Raw genomic sequence first — 24458 nt, 5'->3', positions numbered from 1 at the left:
TCTCTGTATTCCTTCCCTACTCCTGTCTGACCCTGATACATCACTGTTCAGAGTCGCTACCCGTCACGATAGACCGAAATCATGAAGATTCACGGCGCGCAATGCCTGGGTCTACGGTGAGAAGACCGTTGCCTTGTGGCAGCTATCGACATCACGAATGGCGTCTGTCCACGCCATACGTAGATTTCACTAGCACGGTAAACATGGTATTTACATGCATGGTTATGCGCATATAAGAATACTGTTTTTTTTCTTCCTCGAATGTTTTCGCAAAACACCAGGGGATTGTCAAAGCAAAACATCGATTTTTAGTACAACATGCCAGATATTCATTACCAGAGGCGTTTATTCATCATTTAATCGGCTTATAAAGCGGGAAATTTAAGTAGCAGAGGTGATAATGACGGGAGAGTTTGACCGGCTTATCGATGCTGCCGATTGCACAAATTGTTAACAAAATCGTCATACTCTTTTTTTACGTCTGTAAATTCCCTACAATCCTGCCCATTGTCTGCCAACAACTATGGGGATCTCATGGGCACGACCAAACACAGTAAACTGCTTATCCTGGGTTCAGGCCCGGCGGGATACACCGCTGCTGTCTACGCGGCGCGCGCCAACCTGCAACCTGTGCTGATTACCGGCATGGAAAAAGGCGGCCAACTGACCACCACCACGGAAGTGGAAAACTGGCCTGGCGATCCAAACGATCTGACCGGTCCGTTATTAATGGAGCGCATGCACGAACATGCCACCAAATTTGAAACTGAAATCATCTTTGATCACATCAACAAAGTTGATTTGCAGAATCGTCCGTTCCGTCTGACTGGCGATAGCGGCGAATACACTTGCGACGCGCTAATTATTGCCACCGGAGCTTCTGCACGCTATCTCGGCCTTCCTTCTGAGGAAGCGTTTAAAGGCCGTGGGGTTTCTGCTTGTGCAACCTGCGACGGTTTCTTCTATCGCAACCAGAAAGTTGCGGTCATCGGCGGCGGCAATACCGCGGTTGAAGAGGCGCTGTATCTGTCTAACATCGCTTCGGAAGTGCATCTGATTCACCGCCGTGACGGTTTCCGCGCGGAAAAAATCCTTATTAAGCGTCTGATGGATAAAGTGGAGAACGGCAACATCATTCTACACACCAACCGTACGCTGGAAGAGGTGACCGGCGATCAGATGGGCGTCACTGGCGTTCGTCTGCGCGATACGCAAAACAGCGATAATATCGAGTCACTCGACGTTGCCGGTCTGTTTGTTGCTATCGGTCACAGCCCGAATACGGCTATTTTCGAAGGGCAGCTGGAACTGGAAAACGGCTACATCAAAGTACAGTCGGGTATTCATGGTAATGCCACCCAGACCAGCATCCCTGGCGTCTTTGCCGCAGGCGACGTGATGGATCACATTTATCGCCAGGCTATTACATCTGCTGGTACAGGCTGCATGGCAGCACTTGATGCGGAACGCTACCTCGATGGTTTAGCTGACGCAAAATAATTTTACAAATCAGTAACAAAAGTAAAGAAGGCGACACCATGCGACTATGGGTCGCCTTTATTTTTTCCTCGTTGTAACATTGCTCTGCAAATAATTCTGATAACTCACCTGCTAAGCGTGCAATGAATAAATCCCGTCAAAAAGAGTTAACCCGCTGGTTAAAACAGCAAAGCGTCATCTCCCAACGTTGGCTGAATATTTCTCGTCTGCTGGGCTTTGTAAGCGGCATATTGATCATTGCCCAGGCCTGGTTCATGGCGCGAATTCTGCAACATATGATTATGGAGAATATTCCCCGTGAAGCCCTGCTGCTTCCCTTTACGTTACTGGTTCTGACCTTTGTACTGCGCGCATGGGTGGTCTGGTTACGCGAACGGGTGGGTTATCACGCCGGGCAGCATATCCGCTTTGCCATCCGCCGTCAGGTTCTCGACCGTCTGCAACAAGCAGGGCCAGCGTGGATTCAGGGTAAACCGGCGGGGAGCTGGGCGACGCTGGTACTCGAGCAAATTGACGATATGCATGATTACTATGCACGCTACCTGCCGCAAATGGCGCTGGCAGTGTCGGTGCCGTTGCTGATTGTGGTGGCTATCTTCCCCTCTAACTGGGCTGCGGCGCTCATTCTGCTGGGCACTGCTCCGTTAATTCCGTTATTTATGGCGCTGGTTGGAATGGGGGCTGCCGATGCTAACCGACGCAACTTTCTCGCTCTTGCTCGCTTAAGTGGGCATTTTCTCGATCGCCTGCGCGGCATGGAAACATTGCGTATTTTTGGTCGTGGTGAAGCTGAAATTGAAAGTATTCGTTCTGCTTCGGAAGATTTCCGCCAACGGACAATGGAAGTGCTACGGCTGGCGTTTTTATCCTCCGGCATTCTCGAATTTTTTACCTCGCTGTCAATTGCTCTGGTGGCGGTCTACTTTGGTTTTTCCTATCTCGGCGAGCTGGATTTTGGTCACTACGATACTGGCGTGACGCTGGCTGCGGGTTTTCTGGCCCTGATCCTTGCGCCGGAGTTTTTCCAGCCATTACGCGATCTCGGTACGTTTTATCATGCTAAAGCCCAGGCTGTTGGCGCAGCTGACAGTCTGAAAACGTTTATGGAAACCCCGCTCGCCCATCCGCAACGTGGTGATGCGGAATTAGCATCGACCGATCCGGTGACCATTGAGGCCGAGGAGCTGTTTATCACGTCGCCGGAAGGTAAAACGCTGGCCGGACCGCTGAACTTTACTTTGCCAGCAGGCCAATGTGCGGTGTTGGTTGGTCGCAGCGGTTCAGGTAAAAGCTCACTGCTGAACACGCTTTCTGGTTTTCTCTCATATCAGGGATCGCTACGAATCAACGGGATAGAATTACGCGATTTATCACCAGAATCATGGCGTAAACATCTCTCCTGGGTTGGGCAAAACCCACAATTACCGGCAGCAACACTACGGGATAACGTACTACTGGCACGACCTGATGCCAGCGAACACGAGTTACAAACAGCGCTGAATAACGCCTGGGTCAGTGAGTTTCTACCGCTCCTGCCACAAGGCGTTGATACGCCTGTTGGCGACCAGGCTGCCCGCCTTTCCGTGGGGCAGGCACAGCGCGTGGCGGTGGCCCGAGCATTACTAAATCCCTGTTCGCTATTACTGTTGGATGAACCCGCTGCCAGCCTTGATGCTCACAGTGAACAGCGCGTAATGGAGGCGCTTAATGCCGCCTCTCTGCGCCAGACAACGTTAATGGTCACCCACCAGTTAGAAGATCTTGCTGACTGGGATGTCATTTGGGTAATGCAGGATGGTCAGATTATTGAGCAAGGACGTTACGCGGAATTAAGCGTGGCTGGTGGTCCTTTCTCCACATTGCTGGCCCATCGTCAGGAGGAGATTTAAATGCGCGCTTTGCTACCCTATCTGGCACTGTATAAACGTCATAAATGGATGTTAAGTCTTGGTATTGCGCTGGCAATTGTCACACTGCTCGCCAGTATCGGTCTGTTGACACTTTCCGGCTGGTTCCTCTCCGCCTCAGCGGTAGCGGGGGTTGCCGGACTGTACAGCTTCAACTATATGCTACCCGCTGCGGGCGTGCGTGGCGCAGCAATCACCCGTACTGCCGGGCGCTATTTTGAACGTCTGGTAAGTCACGACGCGACTTTCCGCGTGTTGCAGCATCTGCGCATTTACACCTTCAGCAAATTGCTGCCCCTATCCCCTGCCGGACTGGCGCGCTATCGTCAGGGCGAATTGCTCAACCGCGTGGTGGCGGATGTTGATACGCTCGATCATCTTTACCTGCGCGTTATCTCGCCGCTGGTGGGCGCTTTTGTGGTGATTATGGTGGTGACAATCGGGTTAAGTTTCCTTGATTTCACCCTCGCCTTTACGCTGGGCGGCATTATGTTACTGACGCTTTTCCTGATGCCACCACTGTTTTATCGTGCGGGAAAAAGCACCGGGCAAAATCTGACTCATCTTCGCGGGCAGTATCGCCAACAACTGACGGCCTGGCTGCAAGGGCAAGCTGAGCTGACCATTTTTGGTGCCAGCGATCGTTATCGCACGCAGTTAGAGAATACCGAAATTCAGTGGCTGGAAGCGCAACGTCGTCAATCTGAACTCACCGCATTATCGCAAGCGATAATGCTGCTCATTGGCGCGTTAGCGGTGATCCTGATGCTGTGGATGGCGTCTGGCGGCGTTGGCGGCAATGCTGAACCCGGCGCGTTAATTGCCCTGTTTGTCTTCTGCGCGTTAGCCGCGTTTGAAGCACTGGCACCAGTAACAGGTGCATTTCAGCATCTGGGGCAAGTCATTGCCTCTGCCGTTCGGATCACTGACTTAACGGATCAAAAACCGGAAGTCACCTTCCCTGATACCCAAACTCGTGTTGCCGATCGCGTTTCGCTGACGTTACGGGATGTTCAATTCACTTATCCGGAGCAATCCCAACAGGCACTTAAAGGGATTTCTCTTCAGGTAAACGCCGGGGAACATATAGCGATTCTCGGGCGAACCGGATGCGGCAAATCAACACTGTTACAACTGCTGACCCGCGCATGGGACCCGCAACAAGGCAAGATTTTGCTTAACGATAGCCCCATAGCCAGCCTGAATGAAGCGACTCTACGACAGACCATCAGCGTTGTTCCTCAGCGAGTGCATCTGTTTAGCGCCACGCTGCGTGATAATCTGTTACTCGCCTCACCTGGCAGTAGTGATGAGGCTCTGGCGGAGATCTTACGTCGCGTTGGTCTGGAGAAGCTGCTCGAGGATGCAGGTCTCAACAGTTGGTTAGGTGAAGGCGGACGCCAGCTCTCCGGTGGTGAACTGCGCCGTCTGGCTATCGCCCGTGCGCTGTTACATGATGCGCCTCTGGTATTGCTGGATGAACCTACAGAAGGCTTAGATGCCACAACCGAAAGTCAGATCCTTGAATTGCTTGCAGAAATGATGCATGAGAAAACGGTGTTAATGGTCACCCATCGACTTCGCGGACTCTCTCGTTTCCAACAATTAATAGTGATGGACAACGGGCAAATTATTGAGCAAGGTACTCACGCAGAACTGCTTGCCAGACAGGGGCGTTATTACCAGTTTAAGCAGGGTTTGTAAGCTATTATTGAACGATCCGACTAGCGTGGAGTTTTGCGGTCATGCGCCTGGTTCAGCTTTCTCGCCATTCAATAGCCTTCCCTTCCCCGGAAGGCGCATTACGTGAGCCTAACGGCCTGCTGGCACTGGGGGGCGATCTTAGCCCTGCGCGCCTGTTAATGGCTTACCAGCGTGGTATTTTTCCGTGGTTTTCTCCAGGCGACCCCATCCTCTGGTGGTCGCCCGATCCTCGCGCGGTGCTTTGGCCTGAATCACTGCATATCAGCCGTAGTATGAAGCGATTTCATAAACGCTCGCCCTATCGAGTCACGATGAATTACGCTTTTGGTCAGGTCATTGAAGGCTGTGCCAGCGATCGCGAAGAAGGAACCTGGATCACGCGTGGCGTGGTCGAAGCCTACCATCGCCTTCACGAACTCGGTCATGCCCACTCTATTGAAGTCTGGCGTGAAGATGAGCTTGTCGGCGGTATGTACGGCGTGGCCCAGGGAACGCTATTTTGTGGCGAGTCCATGTTCAGCCGGATGGAAAATGCGTCTAAAACGGCGCTTCTGGTATTCTGTGAGGAATTTATTGGTCATGGCGGTAAACTTATCGACTGCCAGGTCCTTAACGATCACACAGCGTCGCTTGGTGCCTGCGAAATTCCCCGCCGGGATTACCTCAATTATCTCAATCAAATGCGCCTCGGACGATTGCCGAATAATTTCTGGGTACCACGGTGCTTGTTTTCACCACAAGAATGAATGTTTTCGGCACATTTCTCCCCAGAGTGTTATAATTGCGGTCGCAGAGTTGGTTACGCTCATTACCCCGCTGCCGATAAGGAATTTTTCGCGTCAGGTAACGCCCATCGTTTATCTCACCGCTCCCTTATACGTTGCGCTTTTGGTGCGGCTTAGCCGTGTGTTTTCGGAGTAATGTGCCGAACCTGTTTGTTGCGATTTAGCGCGCAAATCTTTACTTATTTACAGAACTTCGGCATTATCTTGCCGGTTCAAATTACGGTAGTGATACCCCAGAGGATTAGATGGCCAAAGAAGACAATATTGAAATGCAAGGTACCGTTCTTGAAACGTTGCCTAATACCATGTTCCGCGTAGAGTTAGAAAACGGTCACGTGGTTACTGCACACATCTCCGGTAAAATGCGCAAAAACTACATCCGCATCCTGACGGGCGACAAAGTGACTGTTGAACTGACCCCGTACGACCTGAGCAAAGGCCGCATTGTCTTCCGTAGTCGCTGATTGTTTTACCGCCTGATGGGCGAAGAGAAAGAACGAGTAAAAGGTCGGTTTAACCGACCTTTTTATTTTGTGATATGTATGAAGTACTTTGGAAGTATAAGTCCATAACTTGTCTCGATGTAGATATACTGCACAACTTGTTTACAGTATGAGCAAACAATAATTATCATTAAAATTCTTCTTGACCGTTTTACTCCAACTCCCTATAGTAGCGCCCCGTTGCCACCCATGAGGTTTGGTAGCAAAACAATTTGGTGAGGTGTCCGAGTGGCTGAAGGAGCACGCCTGGAAAGTGTGTATACGGCAACGTATCGGGGGTTCGAATCCCCCCCTCACCGCCATATTCAAAGAAGAGCTCGTACGAAAGTGCGAGCTTTTTTTTCGCATATTGCACTCCAGGGGGGATGAGAAGCCCCGACCGGGGTTCGACAACTGGCGCAGCCAGTTGGACAGACCACGAACGCAGTGAGTGGGCTGCCCGCAGGGCGAGCGAAGCGAGTCAATCCCCCCTCACCGCCATATTTAAAGAAAAGCTCGTACGAAAGTACGAGTTTTTTTTCGCATTTTATCTGCCTGTACGGCAGTGAACGGTATAAAAATCGAGTTTTTCTTTCGGTTGGCTTTCTAAGCTGCCTGTACGGCAGTGAACTCAAATACTACACGTTTAGCTCGTTGTTAATAAAGCAAAATCATCTCATTTTCCTGCTGCCACCCTTTTTTATTCTTACCTTCCAGCACCATTAATTATCAACAAATTACCTTCACCTCCCAAAATAGGGTTTTCACCGCCCCAGCCTACAAACAAAAAGTCCGTAACCTCTTTCGAGATTACGGACTTCACCAACCTACCTAACAATTAGATTAATGCGCTGCTTCCGCCTTGTGCTTTTGTGCACTCTGGAATCCGTAAGTCAGCTCATTTTTCTCTTTATCCAGCGCGACGGTGACCTGACCGCCGTCCACCAGCGAACCAAACAGCAATTCGTTGGCGAGCGGTTTTTTCAGGTTGTCCTGGATGACACGCGCCATCGGACGTGCGCCCATTGCCCGGTCGTAACCTTTCTCGGCCAGCCAGTTACGCGCTTCCTGGCTCACTTCCAGAGAAACACCTTTCTGATCCAACTGAACCTGCAACTCGACGATGAATTTATCCACTACCTGATGGATCACGTCGGTGGAGAGATGATCGAACCAGATAATGTTGTCGAGACGGTTACGAAACTCCGGCGTAAAGATCTTCTTGATCTCTTCCATCGCATCGGTGCTGTTGTCCTGGTGGATAAGACCAATCGATTTACGCTCAGTTTCTCGTACCCCAGCGTTGGTGGTCATCACCAATACCACGTTACGGAAGTCCGCTTTGCGTCCGTTGTTATCGGTCAGCGTACCGTTGTCCATCACCTGCAACAGAATATTGAACACGTCCGGGTGCGCTTTCTCGATTTCGTCCAGCAGCAGCACCGCATGTGGATGCTTGATGACCGCATCAGTCAGCAAACCGCCCTGATCAAAACCAACGTATCCCGGAGGCGCACCAATCAGACGGCTGACGGTATGGCGTTCCATATACTCGGACATATCAAAGCGCAGAAGCTCAATGCCCAAAGCTTTCGAAAGCTGTACCGTCACCTCTGTTTTCCCGACCCCGGTAGGGCCGGCAAACAGGAACGAACCGACCGGTTTATGTTCGTGACCTAAACCTGCACGCGCCATCTTAATGGCTTCAGTCAGCGCCTCAATGGCTTTATCCTGACCGAAGACCAGCATTTTCAGGCGATCGCCGAGGTTTTTCAGGGTATCGCGGTCACTCTGAGAAACACTCTTCTCTGGAATGCGCGCAATACGGGCCACCACGGACTCAATATCCGCCACATTAACGGTTTTCTTGCGTTTGCTTACCGGCATCAGGCGTGCGCGAGCGCCCGCTTCGTCGATAACGTCAATGGCTTTATCCGGCAGATGACGATCGTTAATGTATTTCACCGCCAGCTCTACCGCTGCACGCACCGCTTTTGCGGTATAACGCACGTCGTGGTGCGCTTCATACTTCGGTTTCAGGCCGTTGATGATTTGAACAGTTTCTTCGATCGACGGTTCAGTAATATCAATTTTCTGGAAGCGACGCGCCAGAGCACGGTCTTTCTCGAAAATGTTGCTGAACTCCTGATAGGTTGTCGAACCAATTACGCGAATTTTACCGCTGGAGAGCAGCGGTTTGATCAGGTTAGCCGCATCGACCTGGCCACCAGAGGCTGCACCCGCACCGATAATGGTGTGGATCTCATCAATAAACAGGATGCTGTTAGTATCCTGCTCCAGCTGCTTGAGCAACGCTTTAAAACGTTTTTCAAAGTCGCCGCGATATTTTGTGCCCGCTAACAGAGAACCGATATCGAGAGAGTAAATTGTACAGTCAGCCATCACTTCCGGCACATCGCCCTGAACAATTCGCCAGGCAAGACCTTCCGCAATCGCGGTTTTACCGACACCAGATTCCCCCACCAGCAGCGGGTTGTTTTTACGGCGACGGCAGAGAACCTGAATAGCACGCTCCAGCTCCTTCTCACGACCAATCAGTGGGTCGATTCCGCCCACGCGCGCAAGCTGATTCAGGTTCGTCGTGAAATTCTCCATACGTTCCTCCCCACCAGCTTGTTCTTCGCTGTTTGGCTGGCTGCCAGGATCAGAAGACTGTGTCGGCTCGTCTTTACGCGTGCCATGAGAGATAAAGTTCACCACATCGAGACGGCTGACTTCATGTTTACGCAACAGATATGCCGCCTGCGACTCCTGTTCGCTAAAGATAGCGACCAGAACGTTTGCACCGGTAACCTCATTGCGACCGGAGGACTGAACATGGAAGACTGCACGTTGCAGTACACGCTGAAAACTCAGCGTTGGCTGTGTGTCGCGCTCCTCTTCACTGGCAGGCAGAACGGGTGTGGTTTGTTCAATAAAGGCTTCCAGTTCCTGACGGAGCGCAACCAAATCCACAGAACACGCTTCCAGCGCCTCCCGGGCAGATGGGTTACTGAGCAGCGCCAGTAACAAGTGCTCGACGGTCATAAACTCATGACGGTGCTCGCGCGCTCTGGCGAAAGCCATATTTAAACTGAGTTCCAGTTCTTGATTGAGCATAGGCACCTCCCCCAATTTTTATGCCTGCATTCAGGCTTTTTCTAGCGTACACAGCAATGGATGCTCATTCTCCCTCGCGTACTTGTTCACCATCGCCACTTTGGTTTCTGCAACCTCGGCGGTAAAGACTCCGCAAATGGCCTTCCCCTGGTAGTGAACAGCGAGCATCAATTGCGTTGCACGTTCTACATCATAAGAAAAGAATTTTTGTAACACGTCAATAACAAACTCCATCGGAGTGTAATCATCATTGACTAATATCACTTTATACATAGATGGCGGTTTTAGCGCGTCGCGAACTTTTTCTTCCGCCAGTTGATCAAAGTCCAGCCAGTCGTTCGTTTTACCCATTGTCAGTTATCATCTTCGGTTACGGTTATCGGCAGAACGCCCTGCCGCTGACAAGAGCTTATTTGCCTGACCAATCTACTCCACATGATAGATAACTATCATCTATCGTTGGCATCAGCGACATCTGTCACATTCCTGTCAATAGCGTTAACTGCTTCAAATTTTTGATTCATACCTGCCCCCTGGCCCCTGTCAAATGCTTGACGGCTCGCCCTAATTCTCTAAATTGTATTTCTAGAGTTGGCGAGGTTTTGAACAGCCCCCTCTCTGACCCCGGTTTATTCCATCTTACTTGTATAAGATTTGCGAAGGATGTCGAAGCATGGAAAAGGGTACTGTTAAGTGGTTCAACAATGCCAAAGGGTTTGGTTTCATCTGCCCTGAAGGCGGCGGCGAAGATATTTTCGCTCATTATTCCACCATTCAGATGGATGGTTACAGAACGCTAAAAGCTGGACAATCCGTTCAGTTTGATGTCCACCAGGGGCCAAAAGGCAATCACGCCAGTGTTATTGTGCCCGTCGAAGTAGAAGCGGCAGTCGCATAGCTCTTCTGTCTCATTGTGTACATCCTAAAGGCAAAATGCCAGCCCGATCGGCTGGCATTTTTATCTCAAAAATTACTCTCGTGCCAGAGCATCTACTGGATCCAATCGTGCCGCATTTCGTGCGGGTAACCAGCCAAATAAAATCCCGGTGACCGTCGAGCAGAGAAACGCCAGCAGCAGCGCCAACGGTGAAAAACCAATCTCCCAGCCGGGTAAGAAAAGCTGTAAGGTGAAAGCAATTAACAGTGACAGTGTTATTCCCAACGCGCCACCGACCAGGCAAACCAGTACGGCTTCGATCAGAAACTGTTGCAAAACATCGCTTGCTCGCGCACCTACAGCCATGCGAATGCCAATTTCCCGCGTCCGCTCGGTCACTGACACCAGCATAATATTCATTACACCAATACCGCCCACCACCAGCGAAATCACCGCCACCAGCGTCAGAAACAGTTGTAAAGTACGTGTGGTCTTTTCAACGGTTTTCAAGACGCCGTCCATGTTCCAGGTAAAGAAATCCTTCTTTCCGTGGCGCAGTGAAAGTAAACGCATGAGTTGCTGTTCCGCCTCGGCGCTGTCAAATCCTTCTTTCACCCTGACAGTTATGGAGTTGAGCCACGACTGGCCCATAACTCGCCCGGACATCGTGCTGTAAGGTAGCCAGACACGCAGCACTTTACTGCTACCAAACATCGACTGTTTTTCTTCCGCCACACCAATGACTCTGGCGGGCATGTTTCCGACCAGAATCACCTCGCCAACCACATCTGCTTTATGGGGGAAAAGCTGGCGGCGAGTATTACTGTCGAGCACCACCACCTGCGCACGACCGTTCAGCTGCTCCTGATTAAAGGTGTTCCCTTCACTGAAGGTCATGCCATAGACATTAAAATAATCGCCGCTCACGCCATTGGCACTGGCAGCAACATCAACATTGTTATAACGCAGGCGCAGGTTTTGCGAGACGGCAGGTGTGGCTGAGGCGACCCACGGTTGTTTTTGGATGGCGATTAAGTCGTCGTACTTCAGCGCCTGCTGATATTGCGGATCGTCATCGCCAAAATCTTTCCCGGGATAGACATCAATAGTATTCGTACCAATAGAACGAATATCCGCCAGCACCATTTGTTTGGCGGCGTCGCCCACCACGACAATGGAAACCACCGACGCAATACCGATAATAATCCCCAGCATGGTCAGTAAAGTACGCATTTTATTCGCTGCCAGCGCCCGCCATGCCATCGTCAGCGCCTCGTTAAAACCGCTGACAAACTGCCGCCAGCCAGACACCGTGTTGACAACAGGCTCCGTCCCGCCAGCAACATTCACTTTTTCAATGGCGGGAGGATTGCGCACAATTTCGCCGTCGCGAATTTCGATCACCCGCTCGGCCTGAGCAGCGACCTGCGGATCGTGGGTGACGATAATCACCGTATGCCCGCGATCGCGCAGCTGATGCAGGATCGCCATCACCTCTTCGCCAGAATGGCTGTCCAGTGCGCCGGTTGGTTCATCGGCAAGAATTACCTGACCGCCGTTCATCAATGCCCGCGCGATGCTGACGCGCTGTTGCTGACCACCCGAAAGCTGTGCCGGATAATACTCTGTACGGTCTTCCAGCCCCAGCCGTTGCAGCAACTCCTGGGCGCGAAGCAGCCGCTGTTTCCGCTCAAGACCGGCATAGACGGCGGGTACTTCAACGTTCTGCTCGGCGGTTAAATGCGAAAGCAAATGGTAACGCTGGAAAATAAAGCCGAAATGCTCGCGGCGCAGTTGCGCCAGCGCATCGGCGTCCAGCGTGGCAACATCCTGACCGGCGACGCGATAGGTGCCGCTGGTGGCCTTATCCAGACAGCCGAGAATATTCATCAGGGTCGATTTGCCGGAACCCGAAGCGCCAACAATCGCCACCATCTCACCCGCATAAATATCGAGGCTGATGCCCTTCAGCACCTCAACCTGCTCATCACCGGCAGGATAGCTGCGACGAATATCCTTTAATTCGAGCAAGGGCGTCATTGTGCAGCTCCTGGTTTGGCCTCACCAATCACCACTTCATCGCCCGCTTCCAGCCCTTTGACAATCTCAACATCGGTATCGTTACGTGCGCCAATCGTCACTTCACGCTCGCGTGTTTCACCATTACGCAACAATTTGACTTTATAACGATTATCGCCAACCGGATCGCCTAACGCCGACAGAGGGATCGTCAGCACATTTTTCACATCGGTGAGCTGAATATGCACTTGCGCAGTCATATCCAGCCGCAGCAAACCATTGGGGTTGGGGACTTCAAAACGGGCGTAATAGAAAATAGCGTCGTTAACCTTTTCCGGCGTCGGTAGTACATCCTTGATTTGCCCCTCGTAGCGCGTCAGTGGATCGCCAAGTACCGTAAACCAGGCTTTTTGCCCCGGCTTCAGGTGGATTACATCCGCTTCAGAAACCTGCGCTTTTACCAGCATGGTGCTCATATCTGCCAGCGTCAGAATGTTCGGTGCTTGTTGTGCGGCAATCACCGTCTGGCCTTGCAGAGTGGTGATTTGCGTGACTTCCCCGGCCATCGGAGCAACGATGCGGGTGTAATCGAGATTGGTTTTAGCCGTATCGAGAGAGGCCTGATTGCGCTTGATTTGCGCGTCAATGGTGCCAATTTGCGCCTGTTTCACAGCCATCTCCGTCGCGGCGGTATCAAGATCCTGCTGTGAAACCGCTTGCGTTTGTGCAAGACGTTGCTGACGGGAATACGTCACCCGCGCCAGTTTCAGCTCCGCTTCCGCCTGCTGCCGCTGCGCGCGTAGCTCCATCAGCGTTGCTTCCACCTCCTTAATCTGGTTTTCAGCCTGTTCAGGATCAATAACCCCTAAAAGCTGGTCTTTTTTTACTTTATCGCCAATCGCCACCGACAGCGTTTTCAACTGACCGCTGACCTGCGCGCCCACATCAACCTTACGCAGCGCGTCCAGCTTTCCGGTCGCCAGCACGCTTTGCTGTAAATCACCGGGGCGCACAATCAGCGTCTGATAAGTCGGCACGGGTGCGTTAAGAATTCTCCATAACGTAATCAGCCCGGCAATGACTATCACCAGCGCAATAACGTAACGCTTCTTCACGGTTTTCCGCTTTTTCATAAATATTCTGAATACTCCATATGCCAATCCGGGTCATTAACTTCAACGAAATATCAACAAAACCCTAAAATTTACGTTAGTAATCACACTATTGATGTTTGGTTAAGATACGCAATGGTGAAATCGACGTCATGTATAACCATTGATTTCATGAATATGTCGCAGCTAACTGAACGGACCTTTACGCCATCTGAATCTCTCAGCAGCCTGTCACTTTTTCTTAGTCTGGCACGTGGACAGTGTCGGCCGGGTAAATTCTGGCATCGCCGTAGTTTTCGCCAGAAATTTTTGCTGCGCTCGTTGATTATGCCGCGTTTAAGCGTTGAGTGGATGAACGAACTTTCCCACTGGCCTAATCTCAATGTGTTGTTAACGCGCCAGCCGCGACTGCCTGTGCGTCTGCATCGCCCTTACCTTGCGGCGAATCTTAGCCGTAAGCAATTGCTGGAGGCGTTACGTTACCATTATGCGTTACTCCGCGGGTGTATGTCGGCGGAAGAATTCAGCTTATATTTGAATACCCCCGGGCTGCAACTGGCGAAGCTGGAAGGCAAAAACGGCGAGCAGTTCACACTTGAGCTGACCATGATGATCTCAATGGATAAAGAAGGTGACAGCACAATCCTGTTCCGCAACAGCGAAGGTATTCCTCTGGCAGAGATCACGTTTACCCTGTGTGAATATCAGGGGAAAAGAACAATGTTTATTGGCGGACTGCAAGGCGCAAAATGGGAAATTCCACATCAGGAAATCCAGAATGCGACGAAAGCCTGCCACGGGCTATTTCCCAAACGCCTTGTGATGGAAGCAGCCTGTCTGTTTGCCCAACGTTTGCAGGTAGAGCAGATCATTGCCGTCAGCAATGAAACACATATTTACCGCAGCCTGCGTTATCGCGATAAAGAAGGCAAGATCCATGCTGATTACAACGCGTTCTGGGAGTCGGTTGGCGGCGTATGTGATGCTGAACGCCATTACCGCCTTCCAGCACAGATAGCACGAAAAGAGATTGCCGAAATCGCCAGTAAAAAACGGGCTGAATACCGTCGGCGCTATGAGATGCTCGACGCTATTCAGCCACAAATGGCCACGATGTTTCGCGGTTAATCCGCGCGACCGCGCGCCAGCCACAGCACGCGTGAGAACATTTTTTTCAGCAGCGTCGGTACGGAATCCACACCACGACGTCCTGCCTCCATTGCCACTTCAATGGCAAGATCGGGTTTGGAAGAGCGATGGATCGCTTTCGAGATAATTTTGCGCAGATTCATCGGTACATTTTCCGGGGTTTGCGCCACGCGGTGGAACACATCGGAAAATCCCTGGCGATACATAAAATGTTCCATATCCAGCGCCGGTAACGCCGTTAAATGTTCTCGTTCGGCTTCCCGATCGTTATTCAACAGGCTGCGTACCGTAGCGGCATATTTCTTCCCTGCTTCATCGCCATCGACCAGTACATGCCATTCAATCCCCATTCGCCGGGCAAATTTAACCAGTGGCTTTAGCCCGGACTGGGCAAACTCAATGACCTTGATCCCTTCGGCATCAAAATGATGTCCGCACTGACGCGCCAGTTCATTGATAACCCAGGTTTCCGTTTCGCCTTCCACCAGCAGCCAGCAGCGTGCAAACAGCGATGACGGACGATTAAAACGAATGTGGAAAGAGATGCGTCGGCTGTCTTCGGTACTCAAACCACTCGGCCCCAGACGCCAGGCGGCAACGCGCGAGGACTCACGTACCAGTCGGCAAACATGCTCTACCGGCGTTAACGAAAGCAGCTCACCCGAGTTGGTGGTGGCAATGCGCTGCAATGGCAGAAGATTCAACAGATGCCAGGCAACTGAAAGCATAATGGGGTGTAAACGGGTTTCTGGATCTTCGATCAGCAACAATGGACGGGCGTCTTTATCCAGTCGCAATGTGCCTTTTGCCTGCAATAAAGTAGCAAACAGGCCGAGCAAAATAACCCGATACGAGCGCCCTCCTGGTCGGTCAATCATCCTGTTGATGATATCCAGATAGCGCCAGCTTCGTTGCTCATTGCTGGCTCGCCGCCGCATTAAACGATATCGCGCCTGTCCGGCCCCCTGCTCAGAGAAATAATGCTCAAGCAGCTGTACCATTGCGGAAAGTCCCTGACGAATCTGCCCATCAGAGAGATTTTGCGGATGTGAGGATAGCTCACGGGCGAGGAAATCGAGCTGGCGCGCGGTGACTTCCACATTAGGGACATTTGGCACCGTGCCGTTACGAATACGGCGCATAAAACGGGCATCACGCAAGCGCAGCACCGGCATTAAACGCACCAGATGGCGTGCCTGGTCGTTAATATCCTCGACATCAATCGGATGTCCGTCTTTATCGAGAAAACTGCGCAGTGTCATCACGCTGCCGTCTTCCGCACTCTCCCCTTCCAGACGATAAAAAATACGGTGATAGCCATCGGTGCATGGCGTCCAGCACGCTTCCAGCGGCCGATAGCGGCGAACCCGATGTCGGCCTGGCAGCGATTCGCGGAAGGTCAAAATAATATGCAGATGATGTTCTCGCCCGTTGATATCTCCCGGCGGGAACCAGAAATCGTCGCGCTCAAAATGGTAGAGATCTGATTCTGGCGATAGCAGCAGAGTTAAGGCGTCCAGCAAGCTGGATTTACCCCACGCGTTCTCCCCAATCAGGACGTTGTTTTGTTCCAGCATCAACGACAAACGGTTGATACCGCGAAAACCCACAATTTCAACGCGCTCAAGAATCATATCCCCTCCAGAAATATGTGACTTATCCTTTACGCTGGCAGTATAACGGGAAAGGCCATGCTAATACGTGATGACATCACATTTAAGCATGGCAAATGTCTGAAAAATGAGCGAATAATCGCGTTATACTCCCTCTTGCTGATAAGCCTGCAAAAACAACAAAATCAAATAATTAGCATGATAAATTATTTTTTATTACGCCTAAAGGATTAAATCTTTTGCTTGCACTACACTGTCAATCAGACAAATGACTATATGGGGCAACCCGCTGTTGCCCTAAATCAAATTTACTGGATTTATTTATCTGGTGAATGACTCGCCTTCGTTTTTAAAATAGCCGCGCATTATTTCCGTCGTCACTTTTTTACGACGACCCTATAAAACGACCATATTTTTCACAGGGTCAATTTTTAATTGAGGTGGATATGTTCAGAAAATTAGCAGCTGAATGTTTTGGTACTTTCTGGCTTGTTTTTGGTGGCTGTGGTAGTGCCGTACTGGCCGCAGGCTTCCCGGAATTAGGCATTGGTTTTGCCGGCGTGGCGCTGGCATTCGGTCTGACCGTTCTGACGATGGCCTTTGCTGTTGGTCATATTTCTGGTGGTCATTTTAACCCGGCGGTCACTATTGGTTTATGGGCTGGCGGACGTTTTCCGGCAAAAGAAGTCGTTGGCTACGTAATTGCCCAGGTTGTCGGCGGTATTGTTGCGGCAGCGCTGCTGTATTTAATTGCCAGTGGTAAAACGGGTTTTGACGCGGCAGCCAGCGGTTTTGCTTCTAACGGTTATGGCGAGCATTCGCCAGGCGGTTATTCCATGCTTTCCGCGCTGGTAGTTGAACTGGTATTGAGTGCAGGTTTCCTGCTGGTGATCCACGGCGCAACCGACAAATTCGCTCCTGCTGGTTTTGCGCCGATCGCTATTGGTCTGGCCTTAACCCTGATTCACTTAATCAGTATTCCGGTGACTAACACTTCTGTTAACCCGGCGCGCAGCACCGCGGTTGCTATCTTCCAGGGCGGCTGGGCGTTAGAACAACTGTGGTTCTTCTGGGTGGTGCCAATTGTCGGCGGTATTATCGGTGGTCTGATTTACCGGACTCTACTGGAAAAACGTAATTAATTAACGCAGAAGGCCTGGCGCAATGTCAGGCCTTTTTTAAATATATTGATTCATCTTCCTGTTGCGCTCCTTGATGTGTTAAGCCACATATAGTCACTGGCGCAGGGAGCGCGCAGGGGGCGGCCAATCGCCGCCGCCCCCTGCCCCCCCGGGCTCTGGCGAACAAAATCGCCGCTGCGCGGTGCCCTCGACTTATCCCTTGCGGCTACCGGGTCGGGCGCGAGGTAACATCCCTGTAAAACGCGCCCTCAGCCCACATCCATGTGGGCTGCCCCGGCCTTCAGGGAACGCCTCGGCGATTTTGACGCCACCAACACCGGTGCGGTTTGTAATTAAAGCGCAAGAATATCTTTAAATGAAAATGAATACCCTACCGATCCTTATGCATAACATTTCCTTTTAATTGCAACTTTACTCGTCCTTCCGCTTTCAGTAGTGTGTCATCGCGCATTTCGACTTCATCTTTGCAAGGACTGGGTTTTCATGTTTTCTGGGCTGTTAATCATTCTGGTTCCCCTGATTGTGGGTTACCTCATTCCTCTTCGCCAAAAAGCTGCATTAAGAGTTATTAATCAGCTCTTAAGCTGGATGGTTTACCTTATTCTCTTTTTTATGGGTATCAGTCTGGCGTTTCTCGATAACCTCGCCAGTAACCTGTTGGCAATTCTGCATTATTCCGCCGTCAGCATTACCATTATTTTACTCTGCAATATTATTGCGTTGTTGTGGCTGGAGCGCGGTCTGCCGTGGCGCAACCACCACCAGCAAGAAAAACTCCCGTCGCGTATTGCGATGGCGCTGGAGTCGCTAAAACTGTGCGGCGTAGTAGTGATTGGTTTTGCCATTGGCCTGAGTGGACTGGCTTTCTTACAACATGCGACCGAAGCCAGTGAATACACCTTAATTCTGCTACTTTTCCTCGTCGGTATTCAGTTGCGCAATAATGGCATGACCTTAAAGCAGATTGTCCTTAATCGCCGGGGAATGATTGTCGCCGTGGTGGTGGTTGCCAGTTCATTAATTGGTGGTTTAATTAACGCCTTTATTCTTGATCTTCCCATCAATACCGCGCTGGCAATGGCCTCCGGTTTCGGCTGGTATTCTCTTTCCGGTATTTTATTGACCGAATCTTTTGGTCCGGTAATCGGGAGCGCGGCGTTTTTTAATGATCTGGCCCGTGAGCTGATTGCTATTATGTTGATCCCTGGGCTGATTCGCCGCAGCCGCTCGACTGCACTGGGCTTATGCGGTGCCACATCAATGGATTTCACCCTGCCCGTTCTTCAACGTACTGGCGGGCTGGATATGGTCCCGGCGGCGATTGTTCACGGTTTTATTCTTAGCCTGTTAGTGCCGATCCTCATCGCCTTTTTCTCTGCATAATACCTCTCTGGCGGTAGATCCCTGCCGCCAAAATTGCGCTAAATCAATCTCCCTTAAAGTTGCATGAAAAATCCCTTTTATCCCCGCGTTAAGCGTCTTAACCTTAAACATGTATATTAAATATAACTTTAAAAGGTGTGATCATGTTTTGTGTGCAATGTGAACAAACTATCCGTACTCCGGCAGGAAACGGCTGCTCATACGCGCAGGGGATGTGTGGTAAAACGGCGGAAACCTCTGACCTTCAGGATTTACTCATCGCGGCGCTGCAAGGGCTTTCGGCCTGGGCGGTAAAAGCGCGTGAATACGGCATCATCAACCACGATGTAGACAGCTTTGCGCCACGCGCATTTTTCTCAACCCTGACCAACGTTAACTTCGATTCTCCGCGTATAGTCGGCTACGCTCGTGAAGCGATTGCCCTGCGCGAGGTGCTGAAAGCACAATGCCTGGCTGTAGATGCCAACGCGCGCGTCGATAACCCGATGGCTGACCTGCAACTGGTGAGCGATGATCTCGGCGAGCTGCAACGTCAGGCAGCAGAATTTACCCCTAACAAAGATAAAGCGGCGATTGGCGAAAACATTCTTGGCCTGCGTCTGCTGTGCCTGTATGGCCTGAAAGGTGCGGCGGCCTATATGGAACACGCGCATGTTCTCGGTCAATACGACAACGATATTTATGCCCAGTATCATAAAATCATGGCGTGGCTGGGGACCTGGCCTGCCGATATGAACGCGCTTCTTGAGTGTTCAATGGAAATCGGCCAGATGAACTTCAAAGTGATGAGCATTCTGGATGCAGGCGAAACCGGTAAATACGGTCACCCGACGCCAACCCAGGTCAACGTCAAAGCGACGGCGGGTAAATGCATTCTGATTTCCGGTCACGATCTCAAAGATCTCTACAACCTGCTGGAACAGACCGAAGGCACGGGCGTTAATGTCTACACCCACGGCGAAATGCTGCCTGCGCATGGCTACCCGGAGCTGCGTAAATTCAAGCATCTGGTCGGTAACTACGGCAGCGGCTGGCAGAATCAGCAAGTGGAGTTCGCTCGTTTCCCTGGCCCCATCGTGATGACTTCGAACTGCATCATCGACCCAACCGTAGGCGCTTATGACGATCGTATCTGGACCCGCAGCATCGTTGGCTGGCCGGGTGTGCGTCATCTGGATGGCGAAGATTTCTCTGCGGTCATCGCCCAGGCGCAACAAATGGCGGGCTTCCCGTACAGCGAAATTCCGCACCTGATCACCGTAGGCTTTGGTCGTCAAACGCTGCTTGGCGCAGCGGATACGCTGATTGATCTGGTAAGCCGTGAAAAACTGCGTCATATCTTCCTGCTTGGCGGCTGTGACGGCGCACGCGGCGAGCGTCACTACTTCACCGATTTCGCCACCAACGTGCCGGATGACTGTCTGATCCTGACTCTCGCCTGTGGTAAATATCGCTTTAACAAACTCGAGTTTGGCGATATCGAAGGTCTGCCGCGTCTGGTAGATGCTGGTCAGTGTAACGATGCTTACTCAGCGATTATTCTGGCGGTAACGCTGGCAGAAAAACTGGGCTGCGGTGTCAACGATCTGCCGCTGTCGCTGGTGCTCTCGTGGTTTGAACAGAAAGCGATTGTCATTCTGCTGACACTGCTTTCTCTGGGTGTGAAAAATATCGTCACCGGCCCGACTGCACCAGGTTTCCTGACACCAGATCTGCTGGCGGTGCTGAACGAGAAATTCGGCCTGCGTTCTATCACCACTGTTGAAGAAGACATGAAGCAACTGTTGAGCGCGTAAGGAGTTTGTCGATGACGATGCCAACGAATCAATGCCCGTGGCGGATGCAGGTTCATCACATTACGCAAGAAACGCCGGATGTATGGACGATTTCCCTGATTTGCCACGATTACTACCCATATCGCGCCGGGCAATATGCACTGGTCAGCGTGCGTAACTCAGCGGAAACGCTGCGTGCTTACACCATTTCCTCCACGCCAGGCGTGAGTGAATACATCACCCTGACTGTGCGGCGGATTGATGACGGTGTCGGCTCCCAGTGGCTGACGCGCGATGTAAAACGCGGTGATTATCTCTGGCTTTCGGACGCGATGGGGGAATTTACCTGCGACGATAAAGCAGAAGATAAATTCCTGTTGCTGGCGGCAGGCTGCGGCGTCACGCCGATTATGTCGATGCGTCGCTGGCTGGCGAAGAACCGTCCGCAGGCCGATGTGCAGGTGATCTACAACGTGCGTTCGCCGCAGGATGTTATTTTCGCCGACGAGTGGCGCAACTATCCGGTGACGCTGGTGGCAGAAAATAACGTTACCGAAGGCTTTATCGCTGGTCGTCTCACTCGCGAACTGCTGGCAGGTGTCCCTGACTTAGCTTCACGTACCGTGATGACCTGCGGCCCGGCTCCGTATATGGATTGGGTAGAGCAGGAAGTGAAAGCGCTCGGCGTGACGCGTTTCTTTAAAGAGAAATTCTTCACCCCAGTAGCGGAAGCGGCGACCAGCGGTCTGAAATTCACCAAACTGCAACCGGCACGAGAATTTTACGCCCCGGTTGGCACCACGCTACTGGAGGCGCTGGAAAGCAATAACGTTCCGGTTGTCGCCGCCTGCCGTGCAGGTGTTTGCGGCTGCTGTAAAACGAAAGTGATTTCCGGTGAATATACGGTAAGCAGCACAATGACGCTGACCGACGCCGAAATCGCTGAAGGTTACGTACTGGCCTGCTCCTGCCATCCGCAGGGGGATTTGGTTCTCGCATAATCGCCTTATGCCCGATGATATTCCTTTCATCGGGCTATTTAACCGTTAGTGCCTCCTTTTTCCCCCATCCCTTCCCCCTCCGTCAGATGAACTAAACTTGTTACCGTTATCACATTCAGGAGATGGAGAACCATGAAACAAACGGTTGCAGCTTATATCGCCAAAACACTCGAATCGGCAGGCGTGAAACGCATCTGGGGAGTCACGGGCGACTCTCTGAACGGTCTTAGTGACAGTCTTAATCGCATGGGCACCATCGAGTGGATGTCCACCCGCCATGAAGAAGTGGCGGCCTTTGCCGCTGGCGCTGAAGCACAACTTTCAGGAGAACTGGCGGTCTGTGCCGGATCGTGCGGCCCCGGCAACCTGCACTTAATCAACGGCCTGTTCGATTGCCACCGCAATCACGTTCCGGTACTGGCGATTGCCGCTCATATCCCTTCCAGCGAAATTGGCAGCGGCTATTTCCAGGAAACCCACCCACAAGAGCTATTCCGCGAATGTAGTCACTATTGCGAGCTGGTTTCCAGCCCGGAGCAAATCCCACAAGTGCTGGCGATTGCCATGCGCAAAGCGGTGCTTAACCGTGGCGTTTCCGTTGTCGTATTACCGGGCGACGTGGCGTTAAAACCTGCGCCAGAAGGGGCAACCTCGCACTGGTATCATGCGCCACAGCCAGTCGTGACGCCGGAAGAAGAAGAGTTACGCAAACTGGCGCAACTGCTGCGTTATTCCAGCAATATCGCCCTGATGTGTGGTAGCGGCTGCGCGGGGGCGCATAAAGAGTTAGTTGAGTTTGCCGGGAAAATTAAAGCACCTATTGTTCATGCCCTGCGCGGTAAAGAACATGTCGAATACGATAATCCGTATGATGTCGGAATGACGGGATTAATCGGCTTCTCGTCAGGTTTTCACACTATGATGAATGCCGACACCTTAGTGCTGCTCGGCACACAATTTCCATACCGCGCGTTCTACCCGACCGATGCCAAAATCATTCAGATTGATATCAACCCAGCCAGCATCGGCGCTCACAGCAAGGTGGATATGGCACTGGTCGGCGATATCAAATCGACTCTGCGTGCATTGCTGCCACTGGTGGAAGAAAAAACCGATCGCAAGTTTCTGGATAAAGCGCTGGAAGATTACCGCGACGCCCGCAAAGGGCTGGACGATTTAGCTAAACCGAGCGAGAAAGCCATTCACCCGCAATATCTGGCGCAGCAAATTAGTCATTTTGCCGCCGATGACGCTATTTTCACCTGTGACGTTGGTACGCCAACGGTGTGGGCGGCACGTTATCTAAAAATGAACGGCAAGCGTCGCCTGTTAGGTTCGTTTAACCACGGTTCGATGGCTAACGCCATGCCGCAGGCGTTGGGTGCGCAGGCAACCGAGCCGGAACGTCAGGTGGTCGCCATGTGCGGCGATGGCGGTTTTAGCATGTTGATGGGCGATTTCCTCTCAGTAGTGCAGATGAAACTGCCGGTGAAAATTATCGTCTTTAATAACAGCGTGCTGGGCTTTGTGGCGATGGAGATGAAAGCCGGAGGCTACCTGACAGACGGTACTGAGCTGCACGACACCAACTTTGCCCGCATTGCCGAAGCGTGCGGCATTACGGGTATTCGTGTAGAAAAAGCCTCTGAAATCGATGAAGCCCTGCAACGCGCCTTCTCCATCGACGGTCCGGTGTTGGTGGATGTGGTGGTCGCCAAAGAAGAGTTAGCCATTCCACCGCAGATCAAACTCGAACAGGCCAAAGGATTTAGCTTGTATATGTTGCGCGCAATCATCAGCGGACGCGGTGATGAAGTGATCGAACTGGCGAAAACGAACTGGCTAAGGTAAAAAGGGTGGCATTTCCCGTCATAATAAGGACATGCCATGATTGATTTACGCAGTGATACCGTTACCCGACCGAGCCGCGCCATGCTCGAAGCAATGATGGCCGCCCCGGTTGGGGACGACGTTTACGGAGACGACCCTACCGTTAATGCTCTGCAGGACTATGCAGCAGAGCTTTCCGGTAAAGAAGCCGCCATTTTTCTGCCGACCGGCACCCAGGCTAACCTGGTCGCTCTGCTCAGTCACTGCGAACGCGGCGAAGAGTATATCGTCGGTCAGGCCGCGCATAATTATCTGTTTGAAGCCGGTGGCGCAGCGGTGCTGGGCAGTATTCAGCCGCAACCCATCGACGCTGCTGCCGACGGCACGCTACCGCTGGATAAAGTGGCGATGAAAATCAAACCCGACGATATCCATTTCGCCCGCACCAAATTACTCAGTCTGGAAAACACCCACAACGGCAAAGTGCTGCCGCGGGAATACCTGAAAGAAGCATGGGAATTTACTCGCGAGCGCAATCTGGCGCTGCATGTTGACGGTGCACGCATCTTTAATGCCGTGGTGGCTTACGGCTGCGAACTGAAAGAGATCACGCAATATTGTGATTCGTTCACCATTTGCCTGTCGAAAGGTCTTGGGACGCCAGTCGGTTCATTACTCGTCGGTAATCGTGATTACATTAAACGCGCCATCCGCTGGCGGAAAATGACCGGCGGCGGGATGCGCCAGTCCGGCATTCTGGCTGCCGCCGGGATGTATGCCCTGAAAAATAACGTCGCGCGCTTACAGGAAGACCACGACAACGCCGACTGGATGGCGGAGCAGTTGCGTGAAGCAGGCGCGGATGTGATGCGTCAGGACACCAATATGCTGTTTGTTCGCGTCGGGGAAGAAAATGCTGCCGCGTTAGGCGAATACATGAAAGCGAGAAACGTGCTGATTAACGCCTCGCCGATTGTCCGCCTGGTGACCCATCTTGACGTCTCGCGTGCACAACTGGCGGAAGTCGCCGCCCACTGGCGCGCATTCCTGGCGCGTTAA

General features: G+C 51.9%; 19 protein-coding genes, 1 tRNA gene, 1 other RNA gene and 2 pseudogenes. 17 read left to right on the top strand and 6 right to left on the bottom strand.

Annotated elements, in window-relative coordinates; translation table 11 throughout:
* Positions 1–534 precede the first annotated feature (534 nt).
* The 9 genes and pseudogenes from trxB to ACJHX3_RS11215 all read left to right on the top strand — a co-directional run bounded on the left by trxB (position 535) and on the right by ACJHX3_RS11215 (position 6879).
* A complete protein-coding gene (gene trxB / locus ACJHX3_RS11255; RefSeq protein WP_000537432.1) occupies positions 535–1500 on the top strand; it encodes a thioredoxin-disulfide reductase in 966 nt (321 codons plus the stop codon).
* A gap of 122 nt (positions 1501–1622) precedes the next feature.
* A complete protein-coding gene (cydD, locus tag ACJHX3_RS11250) occupies positions 1623–3389 on the top strand; it encodes a heme ABC transporter permease/ATP-binding protein CydD (protein WP_094308417.1) in 1767 nt (588 codons plus the stop codon).
* Positions 3390–5111 (top strand): heme ABC transporter ATP-binding protein/permease CydC, encoded by a 1722-nt coding sequence (gene cydC, locus ACJHX3_RS11245; protein WP_001202144.1) that lies wholly within the window; start codon positions 3390–3392, stop codon positions 5109–5111.
* Positions 5112–5152: 41 nt separating this feature from the next.
* The gene (aat, locus tag ACJHX3_RS11240) at positions 5153–5857 is read left to right on the top strand and encodes a leucyl/phenylalanyl-tRNA--protein transferase (protein WP_001241678.1); all 705 of its coding nucleotides are present in this window, start codon (positions 5153–5155) and stop codon (positions 5855–5857) included.
* Positions 5858–6002: pseudogene (locus ACJHX3_RS11235) on the top strand (hypothetical protein); the annotation flags it as partial.
* Between the two features lie 59 nt (positions 6003–6061).
* Positions 6062–6214 (top strand): annotated as a pseudogene (locus ACJHX3_RS11230) (hypothetical protein); the annotation flags it as partial.
* The gene (gene infA / locus ACJHX3_RS11225; protein ID WP_001040187.1) at positions 6142–6360 is read left to right on the top strand and encodes a translation initiation factor IF-1; all 219 of its coding nucleotides are present in this window, start codon (positions 6142–6144) and stop codon (positions 6358–6360) included. The pseudogene ACJHX3_RS11230 and the gene infA, both read left to right, overlap by 73 nt.
* Before the next feature lie 253 nt (positions 6361–6613).
* Positions 6614–6701: transfer RNA gene (locus ACJHX3_RS11220), tRNA-Ser, on the top strand.
* 43 nt (positions 6702–6744) lie between these two features.
* Positions 6745–6879, top strand: a non-coding RNA gene (locus ACJHX3_RS11215) — RtT sRNA.
* Positions 6880–7221: 342 nt separating this feature from the next.
* Here ACJHX3_RS11215 and clpA read toward each other — a convergent pair.
* The 3 genes from clpA to yljB all read right to left on the bottom strand — a co-directional run bounded on the left by clpA (position 7222) and on the right by yljB (position 10022).
* A complete protein-coding gene (clpA, locus tag ACJHX3_RS11210) occupies positions 7222–9498 on the bottom strand; it encodes an ATP-dependent Clp protease ATP-binding subunit ClpA (RefSeq protein WP_000934041.1) in 2277 nt (758 codons plus the stop codon).
* 30 nt (positions 9499–9528) lie between these two features.
* Complete coding sequence (clpS, locus tag ACJHX3_RS11205; RefSeq protein ID WP_000520781.1) at positions 9529–9849, bottom strand: ATP-dependent Clp protease adapter ClpS; 321 nt, start codon at positions 9847–9849, stop codon at positions 9529–9531.
* A 98-nt stretch (positions 9850–9947) separates the two neighbouring features.
* On the bottom strand, positions 9948–10022 hold the full coding sequence (yljB, locus tag ACJHX3_RS11200) for a protein YljB (protein ID WP_001406719.1): 75 nt from the start codon (positions 10020–10022) through the stop codon (positions 9948–9950).
* A 149-nt stretch (positions 10023–10171) separates the two neighbouring features.
* Between yljB and cspD the strand changes: the two genes are divergently transcribed.
* The gene (gene cspD, locus ACJHX3_RS11195; RefSeq protein ID WP_000410785.1) at positions 10172–10396 is read left to right on the top strand and encodes a cold shock-like protein CspD; all 225 of its coding nucleotides are present in this window, start codon (positions 10172–10174) and stop codon (positions 10394–10396) included.
* A gap of 72 nt (positions 10397–10468) precedes the next feature.
* Here cspD and macB read toward each other — a convergent pair whose 3' ends face one another.
* On the bottom strand, positions 10469–12415 hold the full coding sequence (gene macB, locus ACJHX3_RS11190) for a macrolide ABC transporter ATP-binding protein/permease MacB (protein ID WP_042064477.1): 1947 nt from the start codon (positions 12413–12415) through the stop codon (positions 10469–10471).
* Positions 12412–13527, bottom strand: coding sequence for a macrolide transporter subunit MacA (gene macA / locus ACJHX3_RS11185; protein ID WP_000746460.1), 1116 nt, complete (start codon positions 13525–13527; stop codon positions 12412–12414). Before macA ends, macB begins: the two co-directional genes overlap by 4 nt.
* Before the next feature lie 150 nt (positions 13528–13677).
* On the opposite strand from macA, the gene ACJHX3_RS11180 reads away from it, so the two are divergent.
* The gene (locus ACJHX3_RS11180; protein WP_001355621.1) at positions 13678–14634 is read left to right on the top strand and encodes a VirK/YbjX family protein; all 957 of its coding nucleotides are present in this window, start codon (positions 13678–13680) and stop codon (positions 14632–14634) included.
* Here the strand turns inward: ACJHX3_RS11180 and ACJHX3_RS11175 are convergent.
* On the bottom strand, positions 14631–16289 hold the full coding sequence (locus ACJHX3_RS11175; RefSeq protein WP_094308416.1) for an ATP-dependent endonuclease: 1659 nt from the start codon (positions 16287–16289) through the stop codon (positions 14631–14633). The genes ACJHX3_RS11180 and ACJHX3_RS11175 overlap by 4 nt on opposite strands.
* Before the next feature lie 425 nt (positions 16290–16714).
* Between ACJHX3_RS11175 and aqpZ the strand changes: the two genes are divergently transcribed.
* From aqpZ to ltaE, 6 genes are all read left to right on the top strand, one after another.
* Entirely contained in the window at positions 16715–17410 is a 696-nt protein-coding gene (aqpZ, locus tag ACJHX3_RS11170) for an aquaporin Z (protein ID WP_000488716.1), read from the top strand.
* Between the two features lie 483 nt (positions 17411–17893).
* Positions 17894–18793: an L-lysine exporter LysO gene (gene lysO, locus ACJHX3_RS11165; protein ID WP_000491132.1), complete on the top strand. Its 900-nt coding sequence runs from the start codon at positions 17894–17896 to the stop codon at positions 18791–18793.
* Positions 18794–18936: 143 nt separating this feature from the next.
* A complete protein-coding gene (gene hcp, locus ACJHX3_RS11160; RefSeq protein WP_024042197.1) occupies positions 18937–20589 on the top strand; it encodes a hydroxylamine reductase in 1653 nt (550 codons plus the stop codon).
* Positions 20590–20600: 11 nt separating this feature from the next.
* Positions 20601–21569 (top strand): NADH oxidoreductase, encoded by a 969-nt coding sequence (hcr, locus tag ACJHX3_RS11155; RefSeq protein WP_001578062.1) that lies wholly within the window; start codon positions 20601–20603, stop codon positions 21567–21569.
* Positions 21570–21701: 132 nt separating this feature from the next.
* Positions 21702–23420 (top strand): ubiquinone-dependent pyruvate dehydrogenase, encoded by a 1719-nt coding sequence (poxB, locus tag ACJHX3_RS11150; protein WP_000815341.1) that lies wholly within the window; start codon positions 21702–21704, stop codon positions 23418–23420.
* Positions 23421–23456: 36 nt separating this feature from the next.
* Positions 23457–24458, top strand: a complete 1002-nt coding sequence (gene ltaE / locus ACJHX3_RS11145; RefSeq protein ID WP_000566385.1) for a low-specificity L-threonine aldolase — start codon at positions 23457–23459, stop codon at positions 24456–24458.

The sequence above is a fragment of the Escherichia sp. WS1265 genome (genome assembly GCF_046487585.1).
GTDB lineage: Bacteria > Pseudomonadota > Gammaproteobacteria > Enterobacterales > Enterobacteriaceae > Escherichia > Escherichia coli.
Note: the sequence above shows the minus strand (reverse complement) of the source record. Positions and strands in the feature narration are given on the sequence as shown.